A 16,426-nucleotide genomic window follows, 5' to 3' on the forward strand; every position below is an offset into this window, starting at 1 on the left:
ATGTGGGCATGGAACAACCGGACTGGCAGGGCCCCCTCACCGAGGCGTACGAGCAGGCGACCCGCTTCCTGACCGGCCTGCCGGACCGGCCCGTCGGCAGCCGCGCCACGCTGGAGCAGCTGCGGGCGTCGCTCGGCGGGCCGTTGCCGGAGACGGGGACCGACGCGCGGGAGGTGGTCGCCCGGCTGGCCGAGGCGGCCGACCCCGGGGTGGTCGCGTCGCCGAGCGGGCGGTTCTTCGGGTTCGTCATCGGCGGGGCGATGCCGGCGGCGCTCGCCGCGGACTGGCTCACCGGGACCTGGGACCAGAACGCCGGCCTGTACGTGGCCGGGCCCGCCGCCGCTGTCGTCGAGGACGTCGCCGGCGGGTGGCTGCGCGAGCTGTTCGGGCTGCCCGCGCACGCGTCCGTCGGGTTCGTCACCGGGGCGCAGATGAGCCACGTGACCGCGCTCGCCGCGGCGCGGCACGAGGTGCTGCGCCGGGTCGGCTGGGACGTGGAGACCGGCGGGCTGCACGGGGCGCCCCGGATCACGGTGCTCGCCGGCGCGGACCGGCACTCGACGATCGACCGGGCGCTGCGGTTCCTCGGGATCGGCACGGCGGCGCTGGTGCCGGTGAAGGTCGACGCGGAGGGCCGGCTGGTGACCGCCGCGCTCCGCGACGCGCTCGACGGCCTCGACGGGCCGGCGATCGTCTGCGCCCAGCTGGGCAACGTCAACACCGGCGGGTGCGACCCGATCGGCGAGATCTGCGACGCCGCGCACGCCGCCGGGGCGTGGGTCCACGTCGACGGCGCGTTCGGGTTGTGGGCCGCGGCCAGCGACCGCCACCGGCATCTCGTGGCAGGGGTCGAGCGCGCCGACTCGTGGACGACGGACGCGCACAAGTGGCTCAACGTCCCCTACGACTCGGGGCTGGTCTTCTGCGCCCACCCGGCGGCGCACCGGGCGGCGATGGGGGTCCGCGCCGCGTACCTCGTGCATGCCGGCGGCGACGAGCGGGACGCGCTGGACTACAACCCCGAGTTCTCCCGCCGGGCCAGGGGTTTCGCCGTGTATGCGGCGCTGCGCTGCCTCGGGCGCGACGGCGTCGCGGCGCTGATCGACCGCAGTTGCGCCCTCGCGGCCCGCTTCGCCACCCGGATGGCCGGGCACGTCCTCAACGAGGTCGTGCTCAACCAGGTCCTGGTCGGCTTCGGCCCGGACACGGCCGACGTCGTGCGCCGCGTCCAGGCCGACGGCACCTGCTGGGTCAGCGGCACCACCTGGCACGGCAACCCCGCGATGCGCTTCTCCGTCAGCAACTTCAGCACCGACGAGGCCGACATCGACCGCGCCGCCGATACGATCCTGCGGCTGGCCGGTCGGTGAGTCGCGGCCGGGCCCAGAGACTTTCGCCGATGAATGCTATTCTAAATCGATTTGATGGATGAACGCTCCGTAACCTCGGCCGTCTTGGGAGAACAGTGGACAAGCGGTTGCCGACCAGGCGTGGCACGAACCTGCCGCGGATGGGCGACTTCAACGAGTCGGTGGTCCTCGACGCCATCCGCCGGGTGCCGGACGGGCTGAGCCGGGTCGAGCTCGTCGAGGCCACCGGCCTGTCCGCGCAGACGGTGTCGAACATCTGCCGGCGCCTGCTGGACTCCGGCCTGGCCCGTGAGGCCGGCACCCGCAGCTCCGGCAGCGGCCAGCCACGGCGGCTGCTGCAGGTCAACGCGGACGCGCGGTATGCCGTCGGCGTCCACCTCGATCCGGCGGTGGTCACGTTCGTGCTGCTCGACCTGCTGGGCAAGGTGGTGGCGCGGGCGCAGCGTCCCACGCCCGAGGCGGCCGACCCGGACCACACGCTGATCGAGATGAGCGAGTCGATCAACGCGCTCGTGCGCGACGCCGGGGTGCCGCGGGAGAAGATCCTGGGCTTGGGCATCGCCGCGCCGGGACCGGTGGACGTGACGTCCGGGCTGGTCATCGCGCCGCCCGAGCTGACGGGCTGGGGCCGGGTGCGGCTGCGCGACTATCTGGCGGAGACCACCGGGCTGCCGGTGCTGCTGGACAAGGACGTGATCGCCGCCGCCGTCGCCGAGCGCTGGGCCGGCGCGGCCACCAACACCGGCAACTTCCTGTTCTTCTACCTGGGCACCGGCTCGGGGATGGGCCTCGTCGTGGACGACGTGGTGCTGCGCGGCTTCTCCAGCAACGCCGGCGAGGTCGGCGGGCTCTACGCCGCCTGCACCACCAACGCCCTGGTCACCGAGGCGATCGAGCAGGGCGTGCTGGGCCCGGAGTTCAAGCCGGCCGGGCCGCGTGACGCGGAGCAGAGCCTGCGGCACCTGTGCCGGCACGCGGCGGCCGGCAACGTGACGGCCGGCGAGATCATCGACCGCTGGGCGGTCCGGGTGGGCCGGGGGGTCAGCGCCGCCGCCACGCTGGTGGACGCGGAGATGATCGTGTTCGGCGGGCCGATCTGGCCGCTGCTGGCGGACCGGTTCATGGCCATCATCCCCGGCATCGTGGAGAGCTCCCCGTTCGTGGAGCGCATCCACTCGACCACCGTCACCACGACCGCGCTGGGCATCGACGTCGGCGCGATCGGCGCCGCCTGCCTGGTGCTCGACCAGATCCTGTCGGTCCAACCGCAGTCCCTGCTGCTGGGCTGACGGCCCGGCACCAACCCGGCACACGGCCCAGCAGCGGGTCAGTGGCCGGGTCAGGGCCGGTGCGCGGCGCCGTCGGTGCCGCGCAGCAGGGCCCAGCGGTCGTGGTGCAGCGGCGGGGGCACCGGATACCGGCGGGCCGCGGCCTCGTCGAAGTCCACGCCCAGGCCGGGCACCTCGGCGGGGTAGAGGCTGCCCCGGTCCGGCGTCGGCGCCCCGGGGAAGACCTCCAGGGTGGCGTCGCGGAACCCGGCCGCCTCCTGGATGCCGAAGGCCGGCGTGGAGACGTCGAGTGCGACGTTCGCCGCCTGCGCCACCGGGCTGACGTCGCCCGGCCCGTGCGGCGCCGTGCGCACCCCGAACAGCTCGCACGCGGCGACCAGCTTGCGGGTCGGGGTCAGCCCGCCCAGGGTCGGGATCCGCACCCGCGCGAAGTCGATCGCCCGCTGCTCCAGCAGCGGCAGGTATCGGCTCACCTCGTCGTAGAGCTCCCCGACCGCAAGGGGGACCGGGCCGGCGGCCCGCAACTGGCCGAAGTGCGCGCTGTCCTCCGGCGCGAGCGCGTCCTCGAGGAAGTACAGCCCGGCGTCGGCGACCGCGGCGACCAGGAGCCGGGCCTGCGCGGGGGTGAGCCGCTCGTGTACGTCGTGCAGCAGTTCGACCCGGTCGCCGACCCGCCGCCGCACCTCGACGAGCGCCGGCGGGACGTGGTGCAGGTAGGCCAGGGAGTCCCAGGTGCCGCGGCGGCGGTCCACCGTGGCGCCCCCGGACGCGGCCCCATAGGTGTCCACGCCGGGCACCGCCACCTGGACGCGGACGTGCCGGTATCCCGCCTCGACCGCGGCGTGCACCTTGTCCGCGATCTCCCCGGGATCCGCGCCGTCGACGTGGGTGTACGCCTCTGCGCCGTGCCGGGCCCGGCCGCCCAGCAGCGAGTACAGCGGCAGCCCGGCGACCTTCGCCTTGATGTCCCACAGGGCGACGTCGATGGCGCCGAGGGCGTTGTTGGCGATCGAACCGCCCCGCCAGTAGCTGCTGTTCTGCAACAGCCGGTGGATGTCCTCGATGTCGCCGGCGTCGCGGCCCCGCAGCAGCGGGCCCAGGTACTCGTCCACGACGGCGCGCACGGCCAGGGTGCGCTGCGGGTCGCTGGCGCAGCCCAGCCCGTACAGCCCAGGCTGGTCCGTCTCGACGCGGACGATGAGGTACGGGCAGCCCTGCGGCGCGCACAGAAACGTGCGGACCCGGGTGATCCGGGCGGCCCCGGCCGGCGTCGCCCACGGCGCCGGGGCCAGCACGTCGTGCAGGTCAGGTGCGCCTGCCAGGGCGCCGACCTGCGCGGGGCCCGGCCCGCCGGACTCCGGTGAATGTTTCACCGCTGTGCCCACCTCCTGACCGCTGTGACGTGGTTGACACAGTCCATCGATTCGATTTAGTTTCTCGGGACAGAGTGGCGCATGTCAATGGCGCCCTGGACGCGAAGGCTCGGCACCGTGATGACACATGATCGACGTGCGTGGCGGCCAGCACTGGCCGTCCTGGTGGCGCTGGCACTCGGCGCCACCACAGCCGCCTGTGGCGGCGACTCCGACAACGGCAACTCGTCCGACAAGTCCCTGGTGATGTGGACCTTCAAACAGTCCCACCTCAAGGCACTGCAGAAGGTCGCGGAAGGATTCCAGAAAGAGACGGGCATCTCGGTCAAGGTCGAGGCCTACGGTCCGGACGATGCGTACGTGACCAAGGTGCAGGCGGCGGCCCAGACAAAGAGCCTGCCTGACCTCTTCGAGGTGCACACCACCGGCGACGACTTCACCTTCGGCGCCGCCGGGCTGCTCACCGACCTGGCCAAGGACGTCGACGACGCCTGGCTGAAGAGCTACCTGCCGACGGTCAAGCAGGACGGCACCGTCACCGAGGAGTACTACAAGAAGTCGCTGGCCCAGGACGCCAAGACCAAGGGCATCCAGCTGGGCCAGCGGTACAGCGTCCCCCTCACGATCGGCACGTTCGGCATCGTCTACGCCAACAAGCAGCGACTGGCCGACGCCGGCATCACCAGCGCCCCGGCCACGTGGGAGGACTTCATCGCCGCCCTGGAGAAGGTGAAGGCGAAGAACCCGGACAACGGCGGCGTCACCCTCGGCCTCAAGGCACCCACCACCGGGCTGGAGTGGCTCATGCAGCCCATGGCCTACGGCATGCTCGGCGCCGACAAGTTCCACGGCCTGTTCGGCAAGGACAAGGCCGGCAACTTCTCCTCCCCCACGGGCGTCCAGGTGCTGGACACCTACGGTCAGATCACCCCGTACTGGATGCCCGGCACGCAGAGCCTCGACATCGACGCGGCCGACCTGGCCTTCGCCCAGGGCAAGTCGACGTTCGACATCGGCGGCACGTTCACCCTGGCGTTCCTGTCGCAGAACGGGTTCGACGCCAGCAACGTGATCACGTTCCCGGTGCCCGCCCCGGCCAGCGGTGCCGTCAAGGACCTGAGCCTGGCGCCGTTCACGCTGACCGGCATGTCGGTCTCGGCGACCACCAAGAACCGGCCCGGCGCCATCCAGTGGCTCAAGTACCTGTCCAAGGCCGACACCGCGGCCACCTTCGCCAAGGAGGCGCTGGACATCCCGCCGGCCGACCTGGGCGCCGACCCCACCGCCGCGGTCGGACCGGCACTGGGCGCCATGATCAAGGCGTTCGGCTCCGGCCCCTCGGCGTACAACCCCGGTGACACCTCCTACAAGCCCAGCGCGTACGACGGGACCCCCGTCGCCAACGTCCTGATCGACTACAGCCCCTTGAAGAAGCGGTCCGCCGCCGACACCGGCGCGGAGATGGCCAAACAGATCGACGCCTACTGGACAAAGCAGTAATGGCTGTCCCGACCATCGCGAAGGGCCCGTCGCCGATCCGGCGGGCCCCCCGCGCCAGGAAGCGGTACCGCCGGGCGGACGTCGCCTGGGGCTACGGCTTCGTGGCGCCGGCCATCGCTCTGTTCGGGCTGATGGGCGTCTACACCATCGTGTACGGGCTCTCGCTCAGCTTCGCCACCTGGAACGGCTTCACGCCGAACTGGCGCTGGGTGGGCCTGAAGAACTACTCCGACCTGCTGTGGAACGACCCCAAGTACGCGCCGATCGTGCACCAGGCCGCGCTCAACACGATGTGGGTGATGATCGCGGTGCCCGTGCTGACCGTCCTGGTCGCCTTCCCCCTCGCGGTGCTGCTCAACTCGGTGCGGCGGCTGAAGACGGTGCTGCGCTCGGTGTACTTCCTGCCCCAGGTGACCAGCGGCATCGCCGTGTACTTCGCGTGGATGTACGTGCTGCAGCCCGACGGCGCGGTCAACCTGATGCTCGGCTCGGTCGGCCTGGGCAGCCTCCAGCAGCCGCAGGGCTGGCTGGGCAACACGGCGACCGCGCTGCCGACCCTCATCGTGATCACCGTGTGGTCCGGGGTGCCGGTGTCGATGCTGCTGTACCTCGCCGGCCTGCAGGCCGTGGACCCGACGCTCGTCGAGGCCGCCCGCGTCGACGGCGCCAGCTCCTGGCACATCACCCGGCACGTGATGTGGCCGCTGCTGCGGCCGATCACGGCGATCATCGTGCTGCTCGCCCTGCGCGACTCGCTGCAAGGGTTCCAGACGTTCCTCATCATGACCAACGGCGGCCCCGGCAACCACACCAACGTCCTCGGCCTCGAGGCGTACAAGCTCGCCTTCCTGTCCCAGCTCGATCCGACCCTGGGCCTGTCCAGCGCGCTCGGCTGGATGCTGTTCGTCGCGGCCGTGATCCTCGCCGCGATCAACCTGCGAGTCATGCGGAGAGCCACGTGAGCACCGAGACCGTGCGACCGGCCGCCACCGGCGCACCCGCGACCGACCGGCCCGTGCCCCGCAGGCGCGTCACCTGGTCGCTGCCCGGCGTGCTGGCCCGCGTCGTGGTCGGCGCGCTGCTGCTGCTGTACGCGGCGATCAGCCTGTACCCGTTCCTGTGGATGGTGTCCGCCGCGTTCAAGGACCAGTTCGAGGTGGTGCGCGGCGGGAACCTGATCCCGCGCAACCCGACCCTGCACACCGTCGTCGAGACCTGGAACGAGCTGCACTTCTTCGACTACTTCCTCAACAGCCTGAAGGTCACCGGGCTGACGGTGTTCCTGGTGCTGGTGATCTACTCGGCCGCCGGCTACGCGTTCTCGGTGCTGCACTTCCCCGGGCGCAACGCGCTCTACCGGCTGTTCCTGGTGCTGCTGTTCGTGCCCGGGGTGACCGTGCTGCTGCCCATCGTGCTGCTGGACTACAAGCTGGGGCTGCTGGGCGGGCACTGGGGGCTGATCCTGCCGTTCGTGAACGGCACGGCACCGCTGTCGATCCTCATGCTGCGCAACGCGTTCGACGCCATCCCGAGCGAGCTGCGCGAGGCGGCACGCGTCGACGGCGCCGGCGAGCTGCGGATCTTCGCCGGCATCTACCTGCCGCTGTCCCGGCCGATCCTGATCACCATCGCCGTCCTCACCGCGATCCCGACCTGGAACGAGTATCTGCTCACCCGGGTCTCGCTCAACGACCCCGACATGTACACCCTGCCCATCGCGCTGCAGAACCTGCAGTCCAGCGCGGTGCAGCACTACAACGTACTGATGGCCGGCTCGATGATCGTCGTGGTGCCGGTGATCATCCTGTTCGTCGCGGCGCAACGGTACTTCGTCAACGGCCTGATGGGCGCGGTGAAGGCGTGAACGGCCCGTTGCGGGCGCAGCCGGCTCCGCACCCGATCGGCGGGCACCTGTGACGGGCGCGGTGCTCGTCACCGGCGCCGCCGGGGGCATCGGCCAGCTCGTGGTGGCCGAACTGGTCGGGGCCGGCCTGACCGTCCTCACCGCCGACCGGGTCGACCGCTACGCCCCCGGAGTGGCCGGGCGGCACATCGGCGACCTGCGCGATCCCGCGTTCGTCACCGAGTGCTTCGCCGGGCCGGCGGCCACCGCGGCCGGCGGGGTGGACGCCGTCGTGCACCTGGCGGCGGTGCCGGCTCCGGGCATCGTGAGCGAGCACGACACGCTGCTGTTCAACACCGCCTCGGCGTACCTGGTGTGCACCGAGGCCGGACGGCGCGGCGTACGGCGGATCGTGGCCTCCTCCAGTTTCTCCGCGGTGGGCCTGGCCTGGGCGGACCGGGACCTGTCGCCGCACTACGTGCCGGTCGACGAGCGGCATCCGTCCCTGACCGTCGACTCCTACGGCCTGTCGAAGACCTTCACCGAGGAGATCGCGGCGTTCACCACCCGCCGGTTCGGCGTGCCCACGGTGTGCCTGCGCTTCCCGTTCGCGGGCACGGGCGAGCGCCTGCGCCGGCACCTCGACGCGGTGCACCACGACCCGGCCGGCAACCGGCGCGACCTGTGGGCGTGGGTGGACTCGCGCGACGTCGCGCGGGCCGCGCACGCCGCGCTGACCGCGGACCTGACCGGCCACCACGTGCTCAACATCGCGGCACCCGACACCGCGGCCGTCGTGCCGACGCGGGAGCTGCTGCACCGGTTCCACCCACGCACCGCGGTGCGGGCCGAGCTCGGCGACCACGACGGCCTGATCGACACCAGGCTGGCCGCGACCGTGCTCGGCTTCGCCTCGGCGTACAGCTGGCGGCGGGAGCCACCGGCTGGTCCGAGCGCCGCACCGCCGGTCCAGAACCCCGCGCCGTCGCCGCTGCCCGCCGGCGGACGCGTGCACCACCCCGGTAGCGACACGCTGAGATCGGACGATCCCGGAGGCAACCCGTGACAATCCCAACGCGTCCCCGAAGCAGGCGATGGGCCTTCATCTGGCCGGCCGTGCTGGTGCTGGCGGCCCTCGCCGGACCCGTCAGCGCCGCGCACGCGGCGGCGGACCCCGTCATGTACCCGCGCGGCATCGGCGCGGATCTGGGTCCGGACCCGGTCACGCTCGGCGTCCAGGTGCGCGGCGGCGACTCCCCCGCCGGCCTGCGCACCGGCACGCTGGACGGCCGGACGTACTGGCAGACGCAGGTCGCCGCGGGCACGACGTACGTCGGCGTCACCCCCGACGCCGGCTACGCGTCGAGCGTGGCCCAGGCACCGATCGTCGTCGTGGTCACCTACTACGACACCGGAAGCGGGCAGCTGACGCTGCGCACCGCGTCGGGCGACACGAAGACGGTCGCCGACCTCGCCGGCACGAACACCTGGCGGCTGGCCGCGGTCGGGCTCGACGGCGCCGCGCTCACCGCCGGCGGGGGCGAGCTGCGCATCGCCGGGCGCACCGGCGACGCCCCGTCCGACGTCACCGTCGCCCAGGTCCGGATCACCAGGTCCGGGCCGCAGGCCACCCTCGGCGCCACCGCGACCGACACCGGCCTCAGCCCGAGGGCCGGCGACAACGAGGCGGGGCTGGTCACCGGCGCGACCGCCGGGCGCGGCTTCTGGCGGACCAACGCCGCCGCACCGGCGCCCGGGACCAACTACCTGTACATGAACGTCGCGGACAGCTACGCGTACAACAACGCCGACATCGTGATGGTCAGCGTGGACTACCTCGACGCGGGCAACGGCACCCTCTTCCTGCACTACGACTCCCCCGGCGGCGAGATCCCGAACATGTTCAAGCCGTCGCAGGTCGTCACCTACGGCGACAGCCAGACGTGGAAGACCCACGACTTCGTCCTCGACGACGCCATCCTGACCAACCGCACGAACGGCGCGGACTTCCGCCTCACCCACGACGGCTCCCCGGTCGAGCTCACGGTGGCCGCGGTGCGGGTGACCGTCGTCCCGCGCCAGCTCGACGTCAAGGCCGGGCTGCGGGCCCTCGTCGCGTCCGCGAACCTGGCGCTCTACGCGGCGCGGGAAGGCACCCGCGACGGCCAGTACCCGCCGGGGTCGAAGGCGGCGCTCGCGACCGCCGTCGCCCAGGCGCAGGCGGTGCTCGACAACCCCGCTGCCACCGAGGCGCAGGTGACGGCGGCGCTGCGCACGTTGTACGACGCCGACCAAGCGTTCCGCGCCTCGGCCGTCGACACCGACCTGGCCCGCCACGGCACGCTCACCGCCAGCAGCAGCGCCGCCGGTTCGAGCCCGGCCGCGGCCAACGACGGTGCCGCGGCGACGGCCTGGACCAGCGGCAACGGCGGCGGCGGCGAGTGGCTGCGGGCCGACCTCGGCACGGCGCGGCCGGTCAACGAGGTGCTGGTGCAGTGGGGCAACGCCTACTCGCCCGACTACACCGTCGAGGTCTCCACCGACGGCACCACCTACACCGCCGTCGGACGGTCCGGCGCGGCCGGAGGCAACAGCTCGGCGCGCACCCGGTTCCCGACCACGACCGCGCGGTACGTCCGGCTCAACCTCAGCGGCTACGCCGCCGGCCTCACCGGTTTCGACGTGGCCGGGTTCCAGATCCGCGAGCAGCGCACCGTCGCGCCGGCGCCGAAGCTCGTCACCACCAGGTACCCGACCGCCGACGTGGTGGTCGCCGACTTCGACGCGGGCGCGTACGGCGCCGACCCGACCGGGAAGAAGGACGCGACCGCGGCCATCAGGGCCGCCCTGGACGACTGCTACGACGCGGGCGGCGGGACGGTCTGGCTGGCGGAGGGCACCTACCGGGTCACCGACACGGTCGAGGTGCCGGCCTTCTGCACGCTGCGCGGCGACCGCCGCGACCCTGACCGCGACTCTGGCCAGGGCCACGGCGGCTACGGCACGGTGGTGAGCGCCGACCTGCCCGCCGGCGACAACGGTCCGGTGCTGTTCCGCATCGGCGGCAGCGCCGGCGTCATGGGCGTCACCACGTACTACCCGCGGCAGAACGCGACCGCGCCGGTGCCCTACAACTTCACGTTCGAGATCCCGGGCAGCGCCTGGGCCAGCGACGAGAACTACATGATGAGCACGGTCTCGGACGTCACCATGCTCAACTCGTACCGGGGCATCGGCATCAGCACCATGCGCGACGAGCGGGGCCGCCCGCCCGGCAACGGCCAGACCCACGAGTCAGCGACGGTGCGCAACGTCAAGGGCACGGCGCTGCTGGAGGGCGTCGAGGCCTACAACGGCGCCGACGTCGGCACCTGGGAGAACGTCTCGCTGAGCAACGCCTACTGGGCGCAGGCACCGGCGGCGTACCACCCGCCGCGGCGGGCCGCGCTGGACGCCTGGACCCGCGCGCACGGCACCGGGTTCATCCTGGGGGACCTGGAGTGGGACCAGTTCGCGGACCTGTCCGCGGCGGACTACCACGTCGGCATCCACGTCGTGCGGGGGCTGCGGGCCGAGTTCACCGGCGTCTTCCAGCGGGTGCAGGTGCAGCGCACCGACACCGCCCTGCTGGTCGACCAGCTCGACTCGCGGTGGGGGCTGGCCCTCGCCGCCAGCCGCCTCGAAGGCAGTCAGGCCGCGGTGGTGAACAACGGTGGCGGCTACGTCAAACTCACCGACACCAAGCTCACCGGCGCCGTGCAGGGGACGGTGTACCAGCTGGCCGGGACCGTGCCCACCGACGACGCGGCACCCGCCGTCGCCAAGCCCGAACGCCGGGTCCTCTACGACGTGAGCAGGGCGCCGTACAACGCGCCGCGGGGCAACGGCTACCTCCCGGCGCAGGACGCGACGGCCGGCATCCAGCGGGCGCTGGACCGGGCCCGGCGGGACGGCGGCGGCGTGGTCTACCTCCCGGCCGGCTGGTACCGCCTCGAGGGGCGGCTCGTCGTCCCGGCCGGGGTCGAGCTGCGCGGCGCGTCCTCGGTGCCGAACCGGGACGAGGACGGGCGCAGCGGCGGCACCGTGCTGCTGTCCTACGCCGGGCGCAACACCGCCGACCCGGACACCGCCCAGGCGGCCGTCACCCTGCGCGGCGAACGCGCCGGGGTCAGCGGCCTGCGCATCTTCTACCCGGAGAACAACCCGGCGGCGCCGGGCGGCCTGGTCCCCTACCCCTACGCCATCCGCGGCCAGGGCAGCGGCACCTACGCCGTCAACATCGGCCTGCCGAACGCGTGGAACGCCATCGACATGGCCACGTACCGCAACGACCACTTCCTGGTCCGCAAGATCAAGGGCACCTTCGTGCGGCACGGCGTCACCGTCGGCAGGAGCGACGGCGGGCGGATCGAGGGCGTGCTCAGCAACGGCAACACGTTCGTGCGGACCGGCTTCTACCTGCCCAACTGGGTCCTCGGCAAGGACCTCTTCCCACAGGTGATCGACGGCTGGACGCGCAAGTACGCCGACCTGATCACCGTCGACGGCGCGACCCGGCTGACCGTCGCGAACTCGTTCGGCTACGGCCTGCACAATGGTCTCGTGGTGAACTCCGGTGACGTCCGGGTCTTCAACCTCGGCACCGACAACCTCGGCACCGACGGCTATACGGTGAAGGTGGCCGGCGGGAACGTCACCGTCGTCAACCTCATGCGCTACAACGGCACCACCAGCACGGGAAGGGCCAGGCTGCACAACGTGATGGTGATCAACATCGTGGAGCGCAACGTCACGGCGTCGGCGGCTCCCGACGGTGCTGGCACGGCCACGCTGAAGGGCAACGAGACCCGGCCCGGCTACTACGAGCCCGGCGGCCAGGTCACCGCATCGGCCAAGGCCGCACCCGGTTACCGCTTCGTGAACTGGACCGTCGGCGGCACCACGGTGTCCACCGCCCGGGAGTACACGTTCACGGTCACCGACGACCAGGTGTACACCGCCAACTTCGTCCTGGAGCATGCCGCATGACACCACCGAAACACCGGAAGCGGTCGTGAGCGTCGTCGTGATGGTCCGCGGCGGCTGGGAGGGACACAGCCCGGTCGCCGCGACCGACCGCTACGCCGGCCAGCTCCGCGACCGCGGCCACGAGGTCGTCACGTCGGAGACGCTCGACACGTATCTCGACGCCGACCTGCTGCGCCGCGCCGACCTGATCGTGCAGTGCTGGACGATGGGCACCATCACCGCCGAGCAGCTCGCCGGGCTGGCCGCGGCGGTGCGGGCCGGCACCGGCTTCGCCGGCTGGCACGGCGGGATGATCGACGCGTTCCGCGCCTCGCCGGACTACCAGCGCATGACCGGCGGCCAGTTCGTGCACCACCCGCCGCAGTTCCTCACCTACGACGTCACACCGGTGTCCGAGCACCCGGTGGTCGCGGGCACCGGCCGGTTCACGGTCCACACCGAGCTGTACACCGTGCACGTCGACCCGTCGATCGAGGTGCACGCGGTCACCGACGTCGACGGCGTCGCCATGCCGGTGGTGTGGACCACCCGGTTCGGCGCCGGCCGGGTCTTCGTCACCACCGTCGGGCACGAGCTGAAGGACCTCGAGGTCCCTGAGCACGACCAGATCATCATGCGGGGGCTGACATGGGCAACGCGTTGAACGTCGGCATCATCGGCGCCGGAAAGATCAGCGGCGCCTACGCCACGACGTTCGACCGGCTGTCAACCGTCGCCCTGACCCGGGTCGCCGACCTCGACGCCGGCCGCGCCGCCGCCCTGGCCGCGGAGCATCCGGGGGTCCTGGCCGCGACCCCGGACGAGCTGCTCGCCGCCGACGACGTCGACGTGGTGCTGAACCTCACCGTGCCGCAGGCGCACGCCGCCGTGACCCTCGCCGCGATCGCGGCCGGCAAGCACGTCTACGTGGAGAAGCCGCTCGCCGCCACCACCGCCGAGGCGCGCACCGTCCTCGCCGCCGCCGCACAAGCCGGCCGCGCCGTCGGCTGCGCCCCGGACACCGTGCTCGGCACGGGCGTGCAGACGGCCAGGGCCAGCGTCGCCGCCGGCGACATCGGCACCCCGATCGCCGCGACGGCGTTCATGGTCACCCCGGGCCACGAGCGCTGGCACCCGGCGCCGGAGTTCTACTACCAGCCGGGCGGCGGCCCCATCCTCGACATGGGCCCGTATTACCTCACGGCGCTGGTGACGCTGCTGGGCCCGGTCCGGCGGGTGACCGGCATGTCCTCGACGCCGCGCCCGACCCGCACGGTCGGCGCCGGCCCGCGCGCCGGCACGGTCATCCCGGTGCAGGTCGCCACCCACGTGACCGGCGTGCTCGAACACGCCTCGGGCGCGCTGACGACACTGATGATGAGTTTCGACGTGTGGGACGCGCGGCTGCCCCGGATCGAGGTGTACGGCACCGAGGGCACCTTGAGCCTGCCCGACCCGAACGGCTTCGACGGTCCGGTCCGCCTGTTCGCCGCGACCGGCGGCGAATGGGTCGAGGTCCCCGAGCGGGCCGGCTACCGGGACGCCTCCCGCGGCTTCGGCGTCGCCGACCTGGGCCGGGCGCTGCGGACGGGCACACCGCACCGCGCGAGCGGCGAACTGGCGTTCCACATCCTCGACGTCATGGAATGCCTCCTGGCCGCCGCTGACACCGGCGCGGCGGTCGAGGTCGCCAGCACCTGCGAAATTCCCGACCTGGTCCCGTTCGGCGCCGGCCCCGACGACGAGTAGGCGGTTCAACGGCACGGCAGTGAGGTGGGCCACGTTGCTTGTCGGGTGGCATACATCAGGGATTCAACGCCGCGACGGCACGCATACGTTCGTGGCGTCACACCGAAACCCCTGTCGTACCACCACATATGAAGGAACCGAATCCCCATGAAGCGTCTGCTGATCGCGTCCGCCGTTGCCGGTGCCACTCTCCTGCTGACCGCCGCCTGCGGCGGTGACGACAAGAAGGCCGAGCCTGCCGCGGCCGCCTCCGCCGCGCCCGCCGCGGCCAGCGCCGCACCCGCCGAGAGCGCCAAGCCGTCCGGCAGCGCCAAGGCGTCGGGCAGCGCAGCCGCCGCCGGGAAGGGCCTGCAGTACGAGAAGGTGGCGCAGCTGACCGGCGACCTGTTCACCAAGGACCCCCTGTGCCCGGTCGGCCAATGGGACACCAACTCGACCGGCGTGCCCAGCAAGTACCGCTCCGCCGTGGCGAACTTCAAGCAGTTCGACTGCTACAAGAAGAAGGGCGACTTCATGCCGTCCCGTGGGCAGCAGTCCATCTTCGTGGAGTTCAAGGTCGCGAACGCGGCGAAGGCATACGCGCAGGAGCAGGCCAAGATGTACCCGACGCTGATCGTCGGCAACACGGTCGTGGTCGCCGGCACGGGGCTGGAGAACACCGACATGAAGGCGTACCTGACCGCCGTGCAGGAGACCGCGGGCGGCGCGGGCGAGATCCTGGCGAAGTCTTAAATCCCCAGGTCACTCCCTTAATTCGGGTCGCGTATTGACTTGCGCGCCGGGGCGGGAATAGCCTCCGATGGATCTGTAAGGCAACTTCACAGATTCGGTCCTCCGTCGTCACCCACCGACGCGGCGGAGGACGGTTCCCGCCCGCCCCGGACCCACCCCCGACACGGGACCGGCGTGGGCGCCCCGCCCAGAAGGGACCCCCGTGACCCCCACCCGCACCCGCCCATCAAGACGCCGGCTCGGGATCGCGCTCGCCGCGACCGTGCTCGCCGTCATCGGCACCGGCGTGATCGCCATGACCACCGCCTCGGCCGCCACCACCGGCCAGATCACCGGCTACGGCGGCAAGTGCGTCGACGTCGCCGCCGCCAGCAGCGCCAACGGCACCCAGGTCCAGCTGTACACGTGCAACGGCACCGGCGCGCAGCAGTGGACCGTCGGCGACGACGGCACCATCCGCGCGCTCGGCAAGTGCCTCGACGTCGCCGCCGCCAGCACCGCGAACGGCACGAAGATCCAGATCTGGGACTGCAACGGTTCCGGCGCCCAGCAGTGGGCGAAGCAGAGCGACGGCACGCTGCGTTCCCTCGGCAAGTGCCTGGACGCCACCGGGCCCAGTTCCGCCGACGGCACCAAGCTCCAGCTGTGGGACTGCTTCGCGAGCGCCAACCAGCAGTGGACGCTCCCGGGAGGCACCACGAACCCGACCAGCAACCCGCCGACGAGCACCCCGCCGAACAACCCGAACAACCCGGATCTGGGTCCGAACGTGTCGGTGTTCGACCCGTCGATGTCGGCCTCGACGATTCAGAGCCGGCTGAACACGGTGTTTAACCAGCAGGTGACGAACCAGTTCGGTAACGCGCGGTATGCGTTGCTGTTCAAGCCGGGCACGTACAACGTGAACGCGAACGTGGGCTTCTTCACCCAGGTCGCCGGTCTGGGCATCTCCCCGGACTCGGTGGTCATCAACGGTGCGGTGCACGCGGAGGCGGACTGGTGGCCGGACGGGTCGCAGAACGCGACGCAGAACTTCTGGCGGTCCGCGGAGAACCTGTCCGTGACCCCGACCGGTGGTCTGGACCGGTGGGCGGTGTCGCAGGCCGCGCCGTACCGGCGTATGCACGTGCGCGGCAACCTTGCGCTGTCCGACGGTGGCTGGTCCTCCGGCGGCTGGATCTCCGACAGCAAGATCGACGGCCAGATCCAGTCCGGTAGCCAGCAGCAGTGGATCACCCGCAACTCGCAGATCGGCTCGTGGAGCGGCTCGAACTGGAACCAGGTGTTCGTCGGCACCAGCGGCGCACCCGCCAACAGCTTCCCGTCCCCGCCGTACACCACCGTCGGCACCACCCCGGTCGTGCGGGAGAAGCCGTTCCTGTACGTCGACGGCACCGGCGCCTACCAGGTGTTCGTGCCCGCGCTGCGGACCAACTCGTCCGGCAACAGCTGGTCCTCCGGCACCACCGCCGGGTCGAGCCTGCCGATCAGCCAGTTCTACATCGTCAAGGCCGGTGCGACCGCGGCGTCGATCAACGCGGCGCTCGCCGCGGGGCAGAACCT

General features: G+C 71.9%; 12 protein-coding genes. 11 read left to right on the forward strand and 1 reads right to left on the reverse strand.

Annotated features, from left to right (window positions below):
* The first annotated feature begins 8 nt into the window (after positions 1 to 8).
* The gene (locus AB0K00_RS46765; protein ID WP_363535902.1) at positions 9 to 1,370 is read left to right on the forward strand and encodes an aminotransferase class V-fold PLP-dependent enzyme; all 1,362 of its coding nucleotides are present in this window, start codon (positions 9 to 11) and stop codon (positions 1,368 to 1,370) included.
* A gap of 95 nt (positions 1,371 to 1,465) precedes the next feature.
* The gene (locus tag AB0K00_RS46770) at positions 1,466 to 2,659 is read left to right on the forward strand and encodes an ROK family transcriptional regulator (RefSeq protein ID WP_363535905.1); all 1,194 of its coding nucleotides are present in this window, start codon (positions 1,466 to 1,468) and stop codon (positions 2,657 to 2,659) included.
* 50 nt (positions 2,660 to 2,709) lie between these two features.
* Here the strand turns inward: AB0K00_RS46770 and AB0K00_RS46775 are convergent, their stop codons facing one another.
* Positions 2,710 to 4,032 (reverse strand): enolase C-terminal domain-like protein, encoded by a 1,323-nt coding sequence (locus AB0K00_RS46775; RefSeq protein ID WP_363535908.1) that lies wholly within the window; start codon positions 4,030 to 4,032, stop codon positions 2,710 to 2,712.
* A 120-nt stretch (positions 4,033 to 4,152) separates the two neighbouring features.
* Between AB0K00_RS46775 and AB0K00_RS46780 the strand changes: the two genes are divergently transcribed.
* The 9 genes from AB0K00_RS46780 to AB0K00_RS46820 form a co-directional block, all read left to right on the forward strand.
* Positions 4,153 to 5,532 carry an extracellular solute-binding protein gene (locus tag AB0K00_RS46780; RefSeq protein WP_363535938.1) on the forward strand — a complete coding sequence of 460 codons (1,380 nt, stop codon included), beginning with the start codon at positions 4,153 to 4,155 and terminating at the stop codon, positions 5,530 to 5,532.
* Entirely contained in the window at positions 5,532 to 6,494 is a 963-nt protein-coding gene (locus AB0K00_RS46785) for a sugar ABC transporter permease (RefSeq protein WP_363535911.1), read from the forward strand. Before AB0K00_RS46780 ends, AB0K00_RS46785 begins: the two co-directional genes overlap by 1 nt.
* A complete protein-coding gene (locus AB0K00_RS46790) occupies positions 6,491 to 7,396 on the forward strand; it encodes a carbohydrate ABC transporter permease (protein WP_363535914.1) in 906 nt (301 codons plus the stop codon). The genes AB0K00_RS46785 and AB0K00_RS46790 overlap by 4 nt, the downstream gene beginning before the upstream one ends.
* Before the next feature lie 49 nt (positions 7,397 to 7,445).
* Positions 7,446 to 8,441, forward strand: coding sequence for an NAD(P)-dependent oxidoreductase (locus tag AB0K00_RS46795; RefSeq protein WP_363535917.1), 996 nt, complete (start codon positions 7,446 to 7,448; stop codon positions 8,439 to 8,441).
* Complete coding sequence (locus tag AB0K00_RS46800) at positions 8,438 to 12,403, forward strand: discoidin domain-containing protein (RefSeq protein ID WP_363535920.1); 3,966 nt, start codon at positions 8,438 to 8,440, stop codon at positions 12,401 to 12,403. The genes AB0K00_RS46795 and AB0K00_RS46800 overlap by 4 nt, the downstream gene beginning before the upstream one ends.
* A gap of 25 nt (positions 12,404 to 12,428) precedes the next feature.
* A complete protein-coding gene (locus AB0K00_RS46805; protein WP_363535923.1) occupies positions 12,429 to 13,046 on the forward strand; it encodes a ThuA domain-containing protein in 618 nt (205 codons plus the stop codon).
* Positions 13,031 to 14,131 (forward strand): Gfo/Idh/MocA family oxidoreductase, encoded by a 1,101-nt coding sequence (locus tag AB0K00_RS46810; protein ID WP_363535926.1) that lies wholly within the window; start codon positions 13,031 to 13,033, stop codon positions 14,129 to 14,131. Before AB0K00_RS46805 ends, AB0K00_RS46810 begins: the two co-directional genes overlap by 16 nt.
* A 147-nt stretch (positions 14,132 to 14,278) precedes the next feature.
* Positions 14,279 to 14,863, forward strand: a complete 585-nt coding sequence (locus AB0K00_RS46815) for a hypothetical protein (RefSeq protein ID WP_363535929.1) — start codon at positions 14,279 to 14,281, stop codon at positions 14,861 to 14,863.
* Positions 14,864 to 15,065: 202 nt separating this feature from the next.
* A partial coding sequence (locus AB0K00_RS46820; protein WP_363535932.1) for a ricin-type beta-trefoil lectin domain protein occupies positions 15,066 to 16,426 on the forward strand: 1,361 nt, incomplete at its 3' end.

Source organism: Dactylosporangium sp. NPDC049525, assembly GCF_040676755.1.
Classification (GTDB): domain Bacteria; phylum Actinomycetota; class Actinomycetes; order Mycobacteriales; family Micromonosporaceae; genus Dactylosporangium.